Raw genomic sequence first — 17,775 nt, 5'->3', positions numbered from 1 at the left:
CCCGGGCTCACCCCCCCCCCCCCCCGGGTGGGGGCGCGCCGCCCCCCTGTGGGGGGGGCGCCCCCCCCCGCCCGCCTCCCCAAACGACCCCACCCTTTTCCGTGCTCCACCAGAATGCGGTCATGAGTGCAGAGGCGACCGCGATCCGGCTGGGCAGCACAGTGGCGACACGGGCGGTACAACTGTGGCTGGCCCCCAAGGAGCGGGAGCAGCGGGCCGGTTCGTCCATGAGCGAGCTGATCCGCGTACGGATACCGGGACTTCGGGTCCAGCGGAGCCTGACCCGCCAGTTCGAGCAGATCGCGGACGCGGTGGCCGGCCGGATGCAGCCCCTGCTCGAACACGAGTTCCGGGATCTGACCACGGAGGGGCGCGCGGCCGTACAGCAGGCGGTCATCAGCACCTTCGCCGGAGCGGACCTGTCGGACGAGGCGATCCTCGGCTCGGACGCGGACCCCGTCGAACTGGCCCGGCGCATCCGCCGGTCGGCGCCGGTGCCCGTCGGCTTCTCCGACGCGGAGACGCGGTTCTACGACGTGCTCCTCGACGAGTGCTGCGACTGCTACGTCCGGGTGCTGCGCGGGCTGCCCGTCTTCACGGAGCGGGCCGTGGGTGAACTGCTCGCCAGGGCCACCTCGTTCGGCGACGAGCTGGAGAAGGTGCTGGAACGCCTGCCGGCCCGGTCCCTGTACGCGCCCGAGGGCACCGGCGAGGACGAGGCCTTCCGCCGCGAGTACCTGAGCCTGGTCAGCCGTTCCATGGACGAGATCGAGCTGTTCGGCCTCGGTCCCTCCGACAGAGCCCCGCGCACCCGCCTCTCCGTGGCGTACGTGAGCCTGCGGGCCTCGGAGGACGACGGGGAACGGCGGCCGGCGCGCGCCCGTCCGGTGCTGCGCGGCGGAGCCGGGCAGTGGGAGAGGCACGAGGCGGAGCGCGCGTCGAGCATGCGCGTCGAGGCCGCGCTGAAGGACTCCTGCAAGGTCCTGTTGCGCGGTGAGGCCGGGTCCGGCAAGACCACGCTGCTCCAATGGCTCGCGGTGACCGCCGCCCGGGGCGCCTTCACCGGTGCGCTGGCCGACTGGAACGGCCTCATCCCCGTCGTGATCAAACTCCGCCAGTACGCGGGAGCCCCACCACCACCGCCCGAGGCGATGCTGGACCGGCAGTTCGGCCAGCTGGCCGGAGTGATGCCGAAGAGCTGGATGCACCGCGTCTTCCGCGAGGGGCGGGCCCTGCTGCTCGTGGACGGCGTCGACGAGCTGCTCGCGAGCGAGCGCCGGGCGGTACGGGAGTGGCTGCGCGGGCTGCTCGGCCTGTATCCGGACACGCGGATCGTCGTCACCTCCCGCCCGGCGGCGGCCCGGGTGGACTGGCTCCGCGACGAGAAGTTCACGCCGTTCCATCTGGAGCGGATGACCCCGTCGGACCTCACCGCCTTCGTCCGGCAGTGGCACGCGGCCGTACGCGGACAGGGCGACGACCTGCCCTGCCCCGAGGAGGAGCTCTCCCGCTACGAACGGCTCCTGCTCACGAGCCTCCAGGACCGCCCCCACCTCCAGTCGCTCGCCATGAACCCGCTGCTCGCCGCCCTGCTGTGCGCGCTGCACCTGGCCCGGCGAGGCGAGCTTCCGCGCAACCGCATGGAGCTGTACCGGATGGCTCTCGAAGTCCTCGTCCAGCAGCGGGACGCGGACCGGGGCGTCGTACGCAGCGAGCTGCCGGTCGCGCTGACCCTCACCGACAAGCTGTGCCTGCTGCGTGACCTGGCCTGGCGCCTCTCCGACAACGGCCGCAGCGAGATCGGGACGGCCCAGGCGGCCGCCCACCTCACCGCCAAGCTGGCGGCGATGCGCCACCTGGAGGGCTTGGACGGCGCCGCCGTACTGGACCACCTGCTGCACCGGTCGGGGGTGCTGCGCTCACCGGTGGAAGGACGCGTCGACTTCGTCCACCGCACCTTCCAGGAGTACCTCGCCGCCCACGAGGCCGCCGGCGAGGACCGCATCGGCAACCTGGTGGGCCGCGCCCACCTCGACCTGTGGCGCGAGACCGTGATCATGGCCGCCGGCCACGCGAACCGCACCCAGCAGGAGGAACTGCTCGGCGGCATCCTGGACCGCGCGAAGACCGAACTCCGGCACGCCAGGCCGCTGCGCCTGGTGGCCGCGTCGTGCCAGGAGACGATGGCGGCGATTCCGGAGGCGGTGGCGGGACGGCTGGACGAGGCCATGGTGCGGCTGGTGCCGCCTAGGCGGAGCGGGGAGGTCGCCTCGCTGGCGGCTGTCGGTTCGCCGCTGATTCGACGGTTGCCGCCCACGCTTGAGGGGCTGAGCAGTGCAACGGCGGCGGCAACGGTGCACACGGTGGCCAGGATCGGGGGTGACGCGGCGTTCGCCCGGCTGGAACGGTACGCGAGCGACGACAGGGAGGACGTCCACCGGGCGATCATCCGCGCCTGGGAATACTTCGACGCCGACGCCTACGCCGAGGCGGTGCTACGGCAGCTCCCGTTGGACGACCTCGCCGTCCATCTGACGCATCCCGGTCAATGGGCGCCGCTGACCCGGCTCCGAGACGTGCGCTGGGTCACTGTGGACTACCGGTTCGAGCAGGCGCTTTCGCGCGTGACCGAACTGCCTCCGCTGCACGGACTGTGGATGAGCGACATCCACGGGGATGCCGACCTGTCTCCGCTGCGCTCCTGGTCGCATCTGGAAGCTCTGTTGCTGGGGAGCCTTCCTGCCGGCCACGACCTGACCGTGCTGACCTCGCTCACCCGTCTCGTTCATGTCACGCTCCAAGGCAATGGGCGGCTGCGTGGACTCGATGATCTGACCCACCTGAGCGCATCGCTCGTCCTCTTGCTCTTCGGGTACGACCTCAGTAAGTGGAATCCCCGGTTCGCTCAAGAATCACCATTGACCCCATGGGTCCATGCACGATCGTGCGTTCTGCCCGAGGATGTCTCCGGTCTCCCTGTGAAGCTGCGTCTCCTTGACTGCCGCACCCCGGACGGGCGCCCTCACCCGCTCAACAAGTAGGCCCCCACACCAAAGGGCCCCCCACCACATCGGTGCGGGGCCCTTCGGCGCGAGCGTCAGCGCCAGCTGTGCGGGGCGCGGAAGCCGTTCTCGCGCTCCAGGCGGCGCCAGCCGGCCGTGGAGCGGCCGTGGGCGGTGGCCGGCTCGTCGGGCTGGGAGGCGGCGCGGGCGAGCAGGACCGCGGTGATGGCGGCCAGCTCCTCGGGGTCGGCGTGGCCCTTCTCGACGCGGAGAAGGTTGGCTGTGGCAGGCGTGGTCACTTCGGGGGGCTCCTCTTACTGAGGCGGGTTGCCGTGCTTGCGGGACGGCAGGTCGGCGTGCTTGGTGCGGAGCATCGCGAGGGACCTGGCGAGTACCTCGCGGGTCTCGGCGGGGTCGATGACGTCGTCGACCAGGCCGCGCTCCGCGGCGTAGTACGGGTGCATGAGCTCGGCCTTGTACTCCTTGACCATGCGCGCGCGCATGGCCTCGGGGTCCTCGGCCTCCGCGATCTGCTTGCGGAAGATGACGTTGGCGGCGCCTTCGGCGCCCATCACCGCGATTTCGTTGGTGGGCCAGGCGTACGTCAGGTCGGCTCCGATGGACTGGGAGTCCATGACGATGTAGGCGCCGCCGTACGCCTTGCGCAGGATCAGCGAGATCCGGGGCACGGTCGCGTTGCAGTACGCGTACAGCAGCTTCGCGCCGTGGCGGATGATTCCACCGTGCTCCTGGTCGACGCCGGGCAGGAAGCCGGGGACGTCCAGAAGGGTGATGATCGGGATGTTGAAGGCGTCGCACATCTGAACGAAGCGGGCGGCCTTCTCGGAGGCCTCGATGTCGAGGACACCGGCGAGGGACTGCGGCTGGTTGGCCACGATGCCGACGACCTGGCCGTCCAGCCGGGCGAGGGCGCAGATGATGTTGCGGGCCCAGCGCTCGTGGATCTCCAAGTAGTCGCCGTCGTCGACGAGCTCCTCGATGACCTTGTGCATGTCGTACGGGCGGTTGCCGTCGGCGGGCACCAGGTCGAGCAGCACGTCCGAGCGGCGGTCGGCCGGGTCCTCGGAGGCGACGGTCGGCGGGTTCTCGCGGTTGTTCTGCGGGAGCATCGACAGGAGGTAGCGCACCTCGGCGATGCAGGTCTCCTCGTCGTCGTACGCGAAGTGCGCGACGCCGGAGGTCTCGGCGTGCACGTCGGCGCCGCCGAGGCCGTTCTGGGTGATCTCCTCGCCGGTGACCGCCTTAACGACGTCCGGTCCGGTGATGAACATCTGCGAGGTCTCGCGGACCATGAAGACGAAGTCGGTCAGGGCGGGGCTGTAGGCCGCGCCGCCGGCGCACGGGCCGAGCATCACCGAGATCTGCGGGATGACGCCCGAGGCGCGGGTGTTGCGCTGGAAGATGCCGCCGTAGCCGGCGAGGGCGGAGACGCCCTCCTGGATACGGGCGCCGGCGCCGTCGTTCAGGGAGACCAGCGGGGCACCGGCCGCGATGGCCATGTCCATGATCTTGTGGATCTTGGTGGCGTGGGCCTCGCCGAGGGCGCCGCCGAAGATCCGGAAGTCGTGCGCGTAGACGAAGACCGTGCGGCCGTCGACCGTGCCCCAGCCGGTGATGACACCGTCGGTGTACGGCTTCTTGGCCTCCAGGCCGAAGCCGCTGGCGCGGTGCCTGCGGAGCTGCTCGACCTCCTGGAAGGAACCGGCGTCGAGCAGCAGCTCGATGCGCTCGCGAGCGGTCAGCTTGCCCTTGGCGTGCTGGGCCTCGGTCGCTCGGTCACTCGGGCCACGCCGAGCCTGCTCGCGCAGCTCGTGCAGCTCGGCCACACGGCCACGGGCGTCAGCGGGCTCGCTCGGGATCTGGTCCACAACGGTCATGTACCGACCCTACGAAGTCATCCAAGGAAACCCCGCCGTCGACTCCGTACAGTCTCCCGTGTCGAATCCTGGTGGGGCCTTACAGAACCTTTGCCCCACCAGGCCGAGTCAACAGCCAGACACCCCCGGTGATTGTAGGGTTCCTACACAAGGACCTCGCAACGGTGGGTGGCCCCCGCGGTACCGGGGGTGATCCGCAGCCGGAGCCCCGCGCCGGTGGCGAGCACCTCCACGGTGTCGTCGTGGGCGGTCACCGCGCGCACCGGCCGGTCCCAGACCAGCTCGAACGGCTGCCCCGAGCGCACCGGCTCGCTCACCCGCAGCGACACCGTGGAGCGCCGCCGCCGCAGCAGCAGGCTCGCGGGCGCGGACACGGTCAGCCGGTCCACCGTACCGGCCTGCCAGAAGTTGGCGGCGGTCAGTCCGAGGGAGGCCACGGCGACGGCCTGCCGGGCCGCGTCGTTGGCGAGGATCCGCAGCCAGCCGGGGTCGGCGGCGCGGGCGGCGAGGGTGCGCGGCGAGGCCCCCGGCATCAGGAGGTAGGTGTACGAGGCGTCCGCCGGGTCGGTGCCGTGGTCCAGCCAGAGGGTCTGGTAGCGGCGGGTGCGGCGCTCGGTGGAGCTGGTGGTGTTGATGTCGCTCCAGGCGCCGGTGCGGTCCTCGCGCAGGGTGCGCAGCTCCCCCGTACCGCCAGGAAGGACCCAGCCGCCGTGGCCTTCGAGGTGGGCCCAGCCGTCGCCGGTGGTGAGGGCCTCGGTGCCGGCCTCCCCGAGCAGGCGGTTGTCGACGACGGTCTCGACGGGGACGCCGTCGCGGGCGGTGATCCCGGCGCCCAGGCAGATGACGGTGTCGGCGGCGCAGAACCAGGACTTGCGGGCCTCCAGGGTGGAGCCGAGGCCCTTGAGGTGCTGCCCGACGGCGGCGAACTCCCCGTCGGTGGCGCCGCCGACCCACTTCACGGCCGGGCGGGCCGCGCCCCACTCGCCGCCCGCGCGGTCGGCGAGGCGCTTGGTGGAGACGGTGGTGCCGGGCAGCCGGTAGGGGTCGACGGTGGGCCAGAACCAGTCGGTGTACTGGTCGCCCCGGCCGCCGGTCCACCAGGAGAGCATCCCGGCGCCGGTGTGCCAGCCGCGCGGGTGCTCGCCGTTGCCGCACTCGTAGTAGGCGATGCGCTCGGAGGCCATGGCGATGTTGGCGGCCCAGCCGGGGCGGCGGTGCACGGCCCGGTCCATGGCGGCGAACAGGCGGTGCCCGGTGGGCTCGGGCGCGGCCGGGGCGGGCGCGGCGGCGATGGCGTGCAGCCGGGCGAGGTCGGCGACGCCGAACTGGCGGGCGGCGAGCACCGGGGAGACGGTGTCCCGCTCGATCCAGCCCTTCACCCGGGCGTGCCAGCGGGTCCGCTCGGCCGGGCTCGCGCCGCCGGCGAGCAGCGCGATGGCGGCGATGAGGCCCTGGCCGTGGAAGTGGTCGGAGCGCATGATCTTCCGCTCGTCGTTCTTCAGGTATCCGCGGCTGACGGCCCGCCCGTTGACGCTGTCCATCATCAGGCCGTCGTAGAGGAGGGGCGCGTAGGCGTGCTCGACGCTGTCGAGGACGATCTGCCGGTTCGGGTCGGTGACCTCCCAGGCGGAGCCGGCGAGCAGGGTGAAGAGCCGGCCGAGGCCGTCGAGCATGACCTGGCCGTAGGTGCCGGAGTAGGCGACCCAGGTGTGCTGGACGAAGGACCCGTCGGCGTAGAGGCCGTCGCCCTTCGTGACGTACGGGAAGACGGGCGAGAGGGCGTCGCGGGCGAGGGCCAGCTTGGCGGGGTCGGCCCCGAGCACCCCGCGCAGGGCGACCGAGCGGCACAGGTCGACGCGGTTGGCGCCGGTGGAGGTGCCGGTGTACGCGCCGATCGCGGAGTCCGGGACGAAGTGGTCGACGGCGGCGCAGGCGGCGGCGATCCGCTCGGCGCCGAGCAGCGGGTGGAGGGCGGCGACGATGTCCATCAGGAGGCGCGGGGAGCCTATCTGCCACTCCCACCAGTTGCCGTAACGGACGGTGCCGGAGTGGTAGACGCGCTCGGAGAGGTGGTCGAGGCCGCGCAGGACGTCGGCGAGGAGGGCGGGGTCGCCGGTGGATCCGGTGCCCTCCTGGACGTACGCCTGGGTCATCGTCCACAGCCGCCCGTAGCCCTGGGTGATGCCGGCCGGCGGGTCGAAGGGGGCGTCGGGCCACAGGGAGTTCGCGGCGGGTGCCATGGCGGCCCGGAAGCCCCGGGCGAGGGTGCCGGTCTCGGCGAGCCGCGCGGCGTAGGGCTCGGCCCCGGCGTCGTAGCCGGAGCCGAGCTGGAGGTCGAGCCAGCGCCGCCGCAGGGTCTCGAACGGCTCGAACGGCTCGTCGGCGGCGTGGGCGTGGGGTGCGAGGGCGAGGGCGGCGAGGGCGGCGAGGGCGGCGGAGCCGGCGCCGAGGAACGTGCGGCGGGACCAGTCGCTTGCGCGGGGGACGGGCACGGGAGCCTCCCGGGGGAAGGGGTGGGGACCGGTAGGCGCCCGGTCTAACACCCGTCGCCCGACGCAATCAATGAGCACAGCAAACGCTTTCTGTCTTGCTGCGCCTACGACCAGCCCTATGCACTCAGCCGCAGTGGAAGCGCGCGTTCCCCCAGTCCGCGTGGTCGTTGCCGTTGCCGTCGCCGCCGTCCCCGACGACGAGGTCCACATACGCGGCCCCGGTGACGTCGGCGGTGAGCGCCCAGGCGGGGTCGGCCGCCCTGAGGACCGGGGAGGCCGCCCGCTCCGTCCCGTCGGCGCGCACCGAGAAGCGGACGGAGCCCCGGCTGGTCTGGACGTCGTCCACGCCGACCTCGGCGGTGAAGGAGGTGCACCGGCCGCCCAGGTAGTAGCGGACGGTGGCCGGGGCGTGGCTGCCCAGGCCCTTGGCGTAGGTCACTCCCCCGATCCGCAGCGGGCCGCCGTCGCCGGTGCCGGTCTCGCCGTTGGAGAGGTCCCGCTCGATCGGCCCCCAGCCGTTGGCCGAGGAGGTCCAGTCGAGGTCGCTGGCCCAGCTGTCGGCGGTGGGCGGCGGGGGCAGGGTGCGGACGGTGGTGGCGGCGGTCACCTTCCGGGGCCCGTCGCCGGTCTCGTACGCGAGGCCCGCGCCGAGCTCGTACGCCCGGTAGGGGGCGTCCACCGGCGGGGTGACCCGCCAGGTGGCGGCGGCCCGCGCGCCCGGGGCGACCGGGGCGAGAGCGACGGGCCCGGCGGGCTCGGCGGTCCAGCCCTCGGGGAGGGTGAGGGTGGCCCGGGCGCCGGAGACCTCGGCGGCCTCGTCGTTGCCGAAGGTGGCGGTGACGGTGTTCGGGCGGCCGGGCTCCAGGGTCTCGGGCGCGGTGACGCCGAGGGTGCCGCAGGCGGGGCGCTCGGGGGCCGGGCCGAGGTCGGTCACGGTGAAGCCGTCGAGCGTGAAGTCGGCGCCGTCGGGGGCGTCGGCGCGCTTGCGAAGGCCGGTCCAGGTGTCGCCGCAGCCCGCCGTGACGGTCTCGGAGAAGTGCCCGGTCGTCCTCTGCTGCCCGATCGGCGTGCGCCGGGTCTCCACGGGGGCGCCGGGGCCGCTCGTGCGGTCGTAGCCGGTGACCCACTCGTAGGCCCCGGCGTGGCTGGACTGGTAGGCGAAGGCGACGCGGTAGGCGCGCCCGTCGCGCATCGGGACGGTCCAGGGGGCGGTGCGGTAGACCAGGCCGCTGTTCTCGTCGTGGGACTTGAGGGACTCGGCGCCGCCGAGGACGTCGTCGATCGCCTTCCCGTTCCAGTCCGCCTGCGTGTACGGGGCGTGGAGCTGGGCGATGTGGGTGCGCGGGTCGGTGGTGCCGCCCGCGTCGCCCTTGAGGAAGGGGCCCCAGCCCTGGTCGACGGCCTCGAAGTCCTCGTACACGAGGGTTCCGGCCTTCGCGGCGGGGTCGTTCGCGACGATCCGGACGTCGTCGATCCGGACGGTGGCCGCGCTGCCCGGCGCCGCCTCGATCCTGAGCTCGGTGCGCGCCCCGGCGGTGAAGGTGACCTTGGCGCGCTGGAGACGGGTGCCGTTCCAGTCGGCGGCGGCCACCCGGTCCTCAAGGACCGAGCGCTCGACGGTCACGGACCGGCCGCCGACGGAGAGCGTGGTGGGGCGGGTCCCGCCGGGCTCGACCTCGATCAGGGCGGAGGCGGTGTACCGGGCGCCGGGGGTCAGTCCGGTGATCCGCTGGCGTACGGAGGCGGCGGCGGGCCCGGTGAACCGCGCGCTGGTGCGGCCCTGGGCGTCGGTGTCCCGGGTGACGGTGCCGGTCTTCGTCCAGGAGCGGAGCCCCGCGTCGTTGAAGCCGGGGTCCTTGACGGGGGTGCCCTGGCCCCAGCGGGGGGCGCGCGGTGCGGGCGCCCGGTTCGGGTAGAGGACGTAGGGCTGTCCGGCGGCGGCGTCCAGGGTGACGCGCCCGTCCACGGGCCGGACGGTGCCGGTCTTCACGCGCCCGTTGTCGGTGAGCCGGTAGACGGTGTACGCGCCGGTGCCGGGCACGGCCCAACTCGTCGTCCCGCCGGTCTTGTTGTAGTGGTACAGCTTGCGCCCGCCGTCCCAGGGCAGCAGGTAGGCGTCGCCGTCGAGGACCTTGCGGCCCTGCTCGTAGAAGGTGCGGCGGCCGTTCTCCACGGTGCCGCGGACCCCGCCGGTGAAGGTGATGTCGTCGCCGTCCCAGCGGGTGATCCGCTGGTGCTGGAGGTACTTGGCGGGCAGGTTGCGCTGCCAGATGTTGGCGGTGAAGGCGGTGTAGTCGGTCTCGCCGGTCCAGCCCTCGAAGTCGACGAGGGCGGTCTGGCCGAGGACCGGGTGATCGTTCCAGACGTCCTTCTCGCCGTTGCGGATGAAGCGGATGATGCGCGAGTTGAGGCCCTTGTTGGTGGCGCCGCCGTAGTCGAGGTCGTTGGCCCAGTGGGACCAGAGGGAGTTCCGCTCGAACTTCTCGGACCACTCGGTGGCGACGTTCCAGCCCTGGGCCGTCGCCGCCCGCATCGTCTCGTCGGCGATCCAGCCGTGGGTGTAGTAGACGTCGATGTACAGGGTGGACAGATTGGGGTCGGTCTCGTCGCGCAGCTGCTGGAGGCGGCGGGCGAGGTCGCCGCTGTTCACGTCCCGGCGCTGGTCGATGTAGTAGCTCTGGTTGAGCCAGTTCCAGCCGGGCTTGGTCTTGTCGACGAGGGTCTCGCTGAAGTTCTTCGCCTCGGGGTACGACTCGGTGGCGTTGATGTGGACGCCGAAGCCCGCGCCCCACTTCCGGCCCTCCTTGAGGAGGGTGTTGAGGTCGGCGAGGCCGCCGGCGCGCTTGTTGTAGTTGCCGCCGTAGTCGGGGTGGGCGGAGTCGTGGCCCTCTGAGCCGTATCCCTTGAGCAGGGCGAACTGGCCGAGCCCGTCGGTGGACAGCGAGATCCGCTTGACGTCGTCGAGGGTGCGCAGGAAGGGGTGGGTGGCCTGGGAGGCGAAGTTGAAGGGGATGTGGGCGACCACCCGGTCGGGGGTCCCCTCACTGCCCGAGGCCTTGACGCCGATGGTCCGGAAGGCGACGGCGCCGTCCTGCCAGTCGGTGCGCCCGTCGCCGTTGGCGTCGGGGGTGACGACGACCTTGGCCCAGGGCAGGGCGTCGCCGCTCGCGGGCGCGGGGGCTCCGGCGCCGCGGTAGGTCCACTGGCCGGACCAGACGCCGACGCGGGTCTCGGTGCCGGTCCTGCGGGCCTGGTGCCAGAGGCGGGCGCCGTCGCGGGCGGCGGGGCCGGAGGGATTGTCGTAGGAGGAGTTGGACTCGACGGCCGCGGCGAGGCTGCCGGTGTTGACGATCGCGTACGTGGCGCCGACGGCGCCCGGCTCGGCCGGGGTGGCGTCGGTGACCTTGGCGAAGACGTCGGCGGTCCGGGTGGAGTCGGGGTCGAGCCGGGTGAAGGCGGTCTCGGCCCCGGGGTCGGCGGAGCCGACGGAGACCAGGTCGTGGCCCGGGATGTCGAGGGTGGCGACCCGGAAGGCCTCGGTGTCGCGGACCGCGGTGACCCGGAAGGTGGTGGCCCGGCCGCTGACGCTCAGCCGGGCGTCGATCTCGACCCCGGGCAGGTCGGGGAAGGCCAGGGTGTACGCGGCGGAGTCGCGGGTCACGACGGGCGCGCCGGTGGCCCGGACCGGGTAACCGGTGCCGTTGAGGACGACCTGGGTGACGGGGGCGGTGCTGCCGAGCAGCCGGGCGCCGGTGGCGCGGTCGGTGTACGAGAGGACGCGCGGGAAGTCCTCGGCGACGGCGACGGAGAGCCGGGCGGAGCCGATGACCGTGGCGGCGGTCGTCGGGCGCTCGCCCCCGGAATCGGTGCCGGCGCGGGCCGGGCCCGCGAGGGCGAGGACGGCGGAGGTGGCGGCGGCCAGCGCACAGACCGTGCGCAGCCGCCGCGCGGCGGAGGGAGGGTGTGGGTGCGACATGCGCACCAGTTGGCCCGGGGTGGCGGAGCACCGTCAACGAGATCGTCCGCCGACGGCCCCGCCAGTCCAACAACCCCCTCCGGTTAGTCCAAGTGGAGCCGGTGGTTCGGGGTGGAGCCGGTGCTTGGGCCTGGAGCCGGTGGCTCAGCAGCCGCCGCAGTTGTAGAAGGTCACGTCCCAGTGGTTGCCCTCGTCGGCGTAGACGTTGCCGGCGCCGGACTTCCACTGCGGGGCGCCGTCGCCGCGCAGGCCGATGTAGGTGAACGTGTTCTTGACGTAGTTGGTGACGCAGGTGCCCTTGGCGAAGTCCAGCTTGTAGCCGTTCCAGTGCGAGTAGGTGCCGCTGGCGTGGCCGGTCTCGGTGCCGCCGGTGATGTTCAGGGCGCAGCCGCTGGCGCTCTTCAGGGTCTGGGCGCCCTGGGCGGTGGCGAGGTTGAGCTGCTCGAAGGACGTACACGTGGCGTTGTTGCGGTCCGAGCAGCCGCCGGACGAGGACCAGGTGATGCCGGAGGAGCTGAACATCGAGGTCGCGGTGGAGTGGCTGATCTTGGTGACCGTGACCGCGGCCTGGGCGTCGGTGGGGGCGGACAGGGCGCCGACGCCGGGGGCGAAGAGGGCGGTGACGCCGAGCGCGAGGGCGGTGAGGGCGGAGCGGTACCGGTGCTTCATCGGGGGTTCCTCCTGCGGGTGACCGTGACGGTTGGGGACGGCTGTGCAGGTGGTGCGGTGGTGCGTGGCGCGCAGGGAGATGGTGCCGCAGTTCTACGCGCGTCCGCCAGAGGGCGTCGGGGCCGGGCGGGTGAACATCTTCCCTAGATGTTGAAAGTTGAACGGAATAGGTCTATCGTCGTTCTCGTTGAAGGTTCAACAACACGGGATCCGGCCCCGCCCCCGCCGCCGGGAAATCTGATCAAGGAGCACGTCATGGGCATCTTCAGCCGCAAGAACGAGACCGCCGCCGCCACCGCCGTCGCGACCCTCCCGGTGGACCCGGCCCTCGCCGCCCTGACCGGCGACTACACGATCGACCCGGCGCACAGCAGCATCGGCTTCACCGTCCGCCACGCCATGGTCACCAACGTCCGCGGCACCTTCGCGGAGCACGAGGGCGCGCTGAAGCTGGACGGCTCCGACCCGGCCTCCTCCACGGCCGCCATCGACGTCAAGATCGCCTCCATCGACACCGGCATCGCCGACCGCGACGGCCACCTGCGCAGCGGCGACTTCTTCGACGCCGAGCAGTTCCCCCTGATGAGCTTCCGCTCCACCCGCGCCGAGCAGCTGGGCGGTGACAAGTACCGCATCACCGGCGAGCTGACCATCAAGGACGTCACCAAGCCGCTCGCCATCGACCTGGAGTTCAACGGCAGCGCCACCGACGTCTACGGCAACGAGCGGGTCGGCTTCGAGGGCAACGCCGAGATCCTGCGCTCCGACTGGGGCCTGACCTGGAACGCGGCCCTGGAGACCGGTGGCGTCATGGTCAGCGACAAGGTCAAGCTGAACTTCGACATCTCCGCCATCAAGAACGCCGCCTGATCCCCCCGGGAAAACGAGCGCGCCCGCCTGTCCGCTTACGCGGAAGGCGGGCGCTCGGCGTTTCCGGGGCCTTCAGGCCCGTCCCACGACGAGGGCGGGGGCCGTTGTCAGTGGCTGGGGCTAGCGTCGACGGCATGGAATTCCGTATCGACAGCGGTCTGTTGACCGACGCCGTGGCCTGGGCGGCCCGTGTGCTGCCGGCCCGCTCCCCCGTGCCCGTCCTCGGCGGCCTGCTCCTGGAGGCCGCCGACGGCCGGCTGCGCGTCTCCGGGCTCGACTACGAGGCCTCCGCCCGGATCGAGGTGGAGGCCGACACCCTGCGGGACGGGCGCGCGCTGGTGCTGGGGCGGCGGCTGCTCGACATCTGCAAGGTGCTGCCGCCCGGTCCCGTGGCCTGCGCGGTCGAGGGGGCCCGGCTCTCGGTGACCGGCGGCGACGCCCGCTTCGGGCTCTCGCTGCTGCCCCTGGACGACCACCCGGCCCCGCCCGCGCTGCCGGCCCTGCGCGGCACGGTGGACGCGGACGCCTTCGCGGCGGCCGTGGGGCACGTGGCGGTGGCGGCCGGCCGGGACGACGCGCTGCCGGTGCTCACGGGGATACGGCTGGGCCTGGACGGCACGACGATGACCCTGGCCGCGACGGACCGCTACCGGTACGCGGTGCGCACCCTGGAGTGGCGGCCCGAGGAGGCGTCCGGCGCCGAGGCCGCCGACGTGGTGGTCCCGGCCCGTCGGCTCACCGACATCGCCCGCTCGCTCGCGGGCACGGGGCCGCTCCGGCTCGCCCTCGACCAGGGCTCGATCGGCTTCGAGAGCGGCGGCATGCGGACCACCACCCGGCTCCTGGACGGGCGGCTCCCCCGGCACGACAAGCTGTTCACGCTCGGGGAGCACGCGGTCGCGGTCACCGGGCGGGCCCCGCTGGTCGAGGCCGTGAAGCGGGTCGCGGTGGTGGCCGAGGGCGACAGCCCGGTCCAGCTGGCCTTCGACGCGACCGGCGTCCACCTCCAGGCGGGATACGAGGACGACGTCGCCTCCCAGCGGCTGCCCGCCTCGCTCACCGGGGCCGAGTCGCTGACGGTCGCGTTCAACCCGGGCTATCTGCTCGACGCCCTGAGCTCCTTCGACGCGGCGGAGCTGCGCCTCCAGCTGCTCGGCCCCGGGCAGCGGGCGTTGATCACGGACAGGGAGGGCGGGACGCACCGGCATCTGCTGATGTCGGTGAAGCCCCTGGTCTGACAGGGGCGTTCACCGCATTTCAGATACCCATAAAACCTGACGAACCCGGCGAGCCCCGTCGGTCTGCGGGGCCGCCGGGCGCGTGATACCTCTAGCGCATGGATGATCCTTTTTGCCCGACTCGCGCCATTTATCCGACCCTTCACTCCTCCTGGGCCGGCTCCGGTCTCGTCCCGGCCAGCGCCCCGGCCCGCTCCCGCAGCGCCACGGCGTCGGCCTGCTGGGGAAAGGCCCGCAATCCGTAGTGCAGCCTGGCCAGGGCCTGTTCGGCGCGGGCGGACCGGATGTACGCGAAGTGGTGCAGGAACCGCTCCCCGTGCCCGACGGCCGCCTCCACCTCCCCCGCGGCGAGCAGGATCTCGGTCAGCCGCGCCTCGGTGAGCGCGTGGGCCCGGTGCTGCTCCGGCGGGCGCAGGGCGAGGGCCTGCCGGAGCGCCCGCACCGCATCCTTGCGCTGCCCGAGGGCGTGGAAGACCTCGGCCCGCTGGTAGTCGAGCCCGGAGCGCGGATACACCGAGAAGGGTCCGGCCCGCCCGGTCGCCCGCTCGTGCAGGCGCTCCGCGTCGGCCATGTCGGCCCGTGACGCCCGCCCCTCACGCCGGAGGGCGTGCGTGAGCGCGCGCTGGACCAGGGTGAAGGAGACCGTCGCGTCGTCGGCGGTGGTCCGCGCGGCCCGTACCGCCTCCTCGGCGTACGCGGCGGCGCTGCCCCGGTGCCCGAGCCGGGCGGCCTGCGCACTGAGGGAGCGCAGCACGATCGCCCGCATGCGCGGGTCCCCGGCCTCCGCCGCGAGGCCGAGCGCGAGCCGGTAGTAGCGCTGGGCGGCCCCCGGCTGACCGGCGTCCTCCGTCGACGCGGCCAGGACATGGGTCAACTGCGCGGCCCCGGTGAACAGTTCGGCGCGCAGCCCGGGCGGCGCGGTGGACCGCAGCGTCCGGGCCACGTCGTCGCCGAGGAAGGCGGCGAGCGCGGTACGGGCGTGCGCCCCGCCGTGCGCGGCGGCCAGGTCCGAGAAGACCTGGGTCAGCCGCCGCATCAGCACGACGTCGCCCGCGCTCACCCGGTGCGTCATGCGCGGCGCGGTCCTGCCCGGCCGGCCGCGCCGGGGCGGGGGCACGAAGGCCGTGTCGTACACGATCTCCGCCAGCGCGCCCCGGCGGGTGGGGCTGGTCTCGCTCCGGCAGAGCGCCACGAGTTCGCCGACCGGGTCGGGGCGCGGCGCGGGCGTCCGGGCCCCCGCCTCGGCGCGCTCCGGGGCCCGGACGAGCCCGGTCTCGTCGGGGGTGACCACGCGGTTGAGGCGCTGGCTCAGCGCCTGCGCGGCCAGTTCGCCCGCCGGGGGGCGGGGGAAGGACCCGGAGAGCCAGTGGGCCACCGCCGTGCGGTCGTACCGCAGCGGAATGCCCTGCCGGGTGCCGAGGGCGTTGACGGCGCGCGCCAGGTCTCCCGCGCTCCACCGGGCCTCGGCGAGCAGCCCGTTCAGCGGATGGCCGGTACGACGGGGTGACACGGTATCCGCCTCCACTCTCTCTTCGACGTCCATGCGGTGCGGCGGTCTCCACGATCGCCGTGCGGTCTGTACGCAGTCTGTACGTGATCTTTCCTGGATGGTGCCCCGGGAACGAGAGCATCTCCCCCCTCAGGGCAGTCGGACCACCTGGGCCGCGTACGAGACCCCGGCCCCGAAGCCGGTGAGCAGCGCGAGCCCGCCCGAAAGGCCGGGCCGTTCCGCCAGCAGGGCGTCCATCGCCAGCGGGATGGAGGCGGCGGAGGTGTTGCCGCGGTGGACCACGTCCCGGGCCACGGCCACGGTCGGCGGCAGGGCGAGGGCCTTGACCAGACCGGTGATCATCCGGTCGTTGGCCTGGTGCGGGATGAAGGCGCTGAGCTCCCCGGGGGCGACGCCCGCCCGCCGCAGGGCCTGGTGCGCGTTCTCGGGGACGTGCGCCATGACCCAGCGGTACAGCTCAGGACCCCGCATCCGCAGATACGGCGGCCCGCTGACGCCGGGCGGCGGGTCGGCCGGGTGGCCCGGGGCCCGGGTGAGGAGATCCCCCTGGGCGCCGTCGCTGCCCCAGGCGGCGGCCGAGATCCCCGGCTCGTCGGCGGCGGCCACGACGACGGCCCCGGCCCCGTCGCCGAAGAGCACGCTGGTGGTGCGGTCGGCGGCCTCGACGATGTCGGACATGCGCTCGGCGCCCACCAGCAGGACCCGGCCGAACTCCCCGCCGGAGACGAGACAGCGGGCCAGTTCGAGCCCGGTGGAGAAACCGGCGCAGGCGGCGGAGACGTCCAGCGCGCCGCGTGGCGCCGGCCGGAGCCGGTCGGTGATCGCGCGGGCGAGGGAGCCCCCGTCGTCGAGGTGGCTCATGGTCGCGGCGAGGACGCAGTCGATGTCCCCGACCGCGAGTCCGGCCCGCCGCACGGCCCGGCGGGCCGCCCGCTCGCCCATGAACGCGAGGGTCTCGTGCGGGGCGGCGAAGCCCCGGGTCCGGATGCCGCTGCGGGCCCGGATCCAGCCGTCGGAGGAGTCGAGGCCGTGGACGGCCACCAGTTCGTCGTTGTCGAGGGAGCGCACCGGGTGGTACGCCGCCACCGAGAGGATCCGCGCGTGCCGTCGCGGTGCGCCGTCGGCCGTCCCCATGGTCAGAAACGCTGGACGGGCAGCGGGCCGTACGCGGCGGCGTCCTCCCCGGGGGCCTCCCAGGGGGCGCCGGGCGGCGCGCCCTCGCCCACGAGGACCAGCTCGACGCCGCCCTCGGCGACGGTCTCGGCGCCGACCCGGGCGGTGCCCCGGAAGGTGGCGAGGGCGCCGGCCGCCCCCATGGCGCCCTTGGGGTCCTCGGCGGCATGCTCGACCACGCCCTCGAAGACGACGGTCTGTCCGGCGTGCGCCAGCTTCTCGGCGCTGAGCCACCAGGTGACGGGCCGCCAGCGGGCGCCGGTGCCCCGGGCGGCAACAGCCGCGTCGACGAGCGCGGTCATCCCGGAGGAGAGGGTCGCCACGGGCAGCACCGGATGCCCGGCGAAGTGGCCGGGGCACATCCCGGGGGTGACGGCGAGCCGGGCGCTGCCGTGGCCGCCCCGGACGGTGAGGTCTTCCAGGGGCAGCGCGCGGGCGTACGGGTTGGCGGCGGCCGGGACGTCCGGTACGGGCTCGCCGACGACGCGGGCGAAGACGCCCCGGGTCATGACGTCGTACTCGACGTCGAGGGTGGCGAGGAGGGTGCCGTCGGCGGCGTGCAGGGCGGTCTCGGCGGCGGCCCTGCGCGGCGCGGGGAAGCCGGCGCGGGCGCGTACGGTCAGGCCCTCGGCGGCGAGGGCCGCGGTCGCGGCGGCGGACAGGTGCCAGCGGCCGCGGGCGGCCCGGGCGAGGTAGAAGTGGCGGCCGGGACGGGGGTTGACGGTCGAGGCGGCGCAGAGGCCGGCTATGGCGAGATGACGTCCGATCTCGGAGATGCCGAGAGGGGTGGTCTGAAGTCCTGCGGGAGCCTCGACGGGTATGTCCGCGACGATCTCTCCCGGGGCCACCCGGGAGAGATCGCGCAGCGCGAAGTAGGGGGGTTCGACGCAGATCAGGCCGTCGACGTCGAGCGGTTCCAGGGTGTCGTTGCGCACGGTCCAGCAACC

At 73.4% G+C, this 17,775-nt stretch carries 11 protein-coding genes; 3 read left to right on the top strand and 8 right to left on the bottom strand.

Annotated features, from left to right (window positions below; all coding sequences use genetic code 11):
- Window positions 1-122: 122 nt before the first annotated feature.
- Complete coding sequence (locus ABTZ54_RS30910) at window positions 123-3,041, top strand: NACHT domain-containing protein (RefSeq protein ID WP_351669509.1); 2,919 nt, start codon at window positions 123-125, stop codon at window positions 3,039-3,041.
- Between the two features lie 56 nt (window positions 3,042-3,097).
- On the opposite strand, the gene ABTZ54_RS30905 is transcribed toward ABTZ54_RS30910, so the two are convergent.
- From ABTZ54_RS30905 to ABTZ54_RS30885, 5 genes are all read right to left on the bottom strand, one after another.
- Entirely contained in the window at window positions 3,098-3,301 is a 204-nt protein-coding gene (locus ABTZ54_RS30905; RefSeq protein WP_351669507.1) for an acyl-CoA carboxylase subunit epsilon, read from the bottom strand.
- Between the two features lie 15 nt (window positions 3,302-3,316).
- Window positions 3,317-4,900: an acyl-CoA carboxylase subunit beta gene (locus tag ABTZ54_RS30900; protein WP_351669505.1), complete on the bottom strand. Its 1,584-nt coding sequence runs from the start codon at window positions 4,898-4,900 to the stop codon at window positions 3,317-3,319.
- Window positions 4,901-5,043: 143 nt separating this feature from the next.
- Window positions 5,044-7,392 carry a polysaccharide lyase 8 family protein gene (locus tag ABTZ54_RS30895; protein ID WP_351669503.1) on the bottom strand — a complete coding sequence of 783 codons (2,349 nt, stop codon included), beginning with the start codon at window positions 7,390-7,392 and terminating at the stop codon, window positions 5,044-5,046.
- Window positions 7,393-7,516: 124 nt separating this feature from the next.
- Window positions 7,517-11,368 carry an endo-alpha-N-acetylgalactosaminidase family protein gene (locus tag ABTZ54_RS30890; RefSeq protein WP_351669501.1) on the bottom strand — a complete coding sequence of 1,284 codons (3,852 nt, stop codon included), beginning with the start codon at window positions 11,366-11,368 and terminating at the stop codon, window positions 7,517-7,519.
- A gap of 144 nt (window positions 11,369-11,512) precedes the next feature.
- Complete coding sequence (locus ABTZ54_RS30885) at window positions 11,513-12,037, bottom strand: hypothetical protein (protein ID WP_351669499.1); 525 nt, start codon at window positions 12,035-12,037, stop codon at window positions 11,513-11,515.
- A 255-nt stretch (window positions 12,038-12,292) separates the two neighbouring features.
- Between ABTZ54_RS30885 and ABTZ54_RS30880 the strand changes: the two genes are divergently transcribed.
- Together ABTZ54_RS30880 and dnaN are read left to right on the top strand one after the other, a co-directional pair.
- Window positions 12,293-12,907, top strand: a complete 615-nt coding sequence (locus ABTZ54_RS30880) for a YceI family protein (RefSeq protein WP_351669497.1) — start codon at window positions 12,293-12,295, stop codon at window positions 12,905-12,907.
- Between the two features lie 134 nt (window positions 12,908-13,041).
- Window positions 13,042-14,145: a DNA polymerase III subunit beta gene (gene dnaN / locus ABTZ54_RS30875; protein WP_351669495.1), complete on the top strand. Its 1,104-nt coding sequence runs from the start codon at window positions 13,042-13,044 to the stop codon at window positions 14,143-14,145.
- Between the two features lie 142 nt (window positions 14,146-14,287).
- On the opposite strand, the gene ABTZ54_RS30870 is transcribed toward dnaN, so the two are convergent.
- The 3 genes from ABTZ54_RS30870 to ABTZ54_RS30860 all read right to left on the bottom strand — a co-directional run bounded on the left by ABTZ54_RS30870 (window position 14,288) and on the right by ABTZ54_RS30860 (window position 17,763).
- Window positions 14,288-15,655 carry an NsdA family TPR-like regulatory protein gene (locus tag ABTZ54_RS30870; protein ID WP_351669493.1) on the bottom strand — a complete coding sequence of 456 codons (1,368 nt, stop codon included), beginning with the start codon at window positions 15,653-15,655 and terminating at the stop codon, window positions 14,288-14,290.
- A gap of 129 nt (window positions 15,656-15,784) precedes the next feature.
- Entirely contained in the window at window positions 15,785-16,789 is a 1,005-nt protein-coding gene (locus ABTZ54_RS30865) for a beta-ketoacyl-ACP synthase 3 (RefSeq protein ID WP_351669491.1), read from the bottom strand.
- A 2-nt stretch (window positions 16,790-16,791) separates the two neighbouring features.
- Window positions 16,792-17,763, bottom strand: a complete 972-nt coding sequence (locus ABTZ54_RS30860; protein WP_351669489.1) for a hypothetical protein — start codon at window positions 17,761-17,763, stop codon at window positions 16,792-16,794.
- Window positions 17,764-17,775 lie beyond the last annotated feature (12 nt).

Source organism: Streptomyces sp. NPDC094032, assembly GCF_040303965.1.
In the GTDB taxonomy this organism is placed as follows: Bacteria; Actinomycetota; Actinomycetes; order Streptomycetales; family Streptomycetaceae; genus Streptomyces.
Note: the sequence above shows the minus strand (reverse complement) of the source record. Positions and strands in the feature narration are given on the sequence as shown.

Bases quoted from the DNA above. Each gene is read 5' to 3' on its own strand.
- dnaN (WP_351669495.1), top strand. From the start codon at position 13,042: ATGGAATTCCGTATCGACAGCGGTCTGTTGACCGACGCCGTGGCCTGG.
- ABTZ54_RS30880 (WP_351669497.1), top strand. From the start codon at position 12,293: ATGGGCATCTTCAGCCGCAAGAACGAGACCGCCGCCGCCACCGCCGTC.
- ABTZ54_RS30865 (WP_351669491.1), bottom strand. From the start codon at position 16,789: ATGGGGACGGCCGACGGCGCACCGCGACGGCACGCGCGGATCCTCTCG.
- ABTZ54_RS30900 (WP_351669505.1), bottom strand. From the start codon at position 4,900: ATGACCGTTGTGGACCAGATCCCGAGCGAGCCCGCTGACGCCCGTGGC.
- ABTZ54_RS30885 (WP_351669499.1), bottom strand. From the start codon at position 12,037: ATGAAGCACCGGTACCGCTCCGCCCTCACCGCCCTCGCGCTCGGCGTC.
- ABTZ54_RS30910 (WP_351669509.1), top strand. From the start codon at position 123: ATGAGTGCAGAGGCGACCGCGATCCGGCTGGGCAGCACAGTGGCGACA.
- ABTZ54_RS30890 (WP_351669501.1), bottom strand. From the start codon at position 11,368: ATGTCGCACCCACACCCTCCCTCCGCCGCGCGGCGGCTGCGCACGGTC.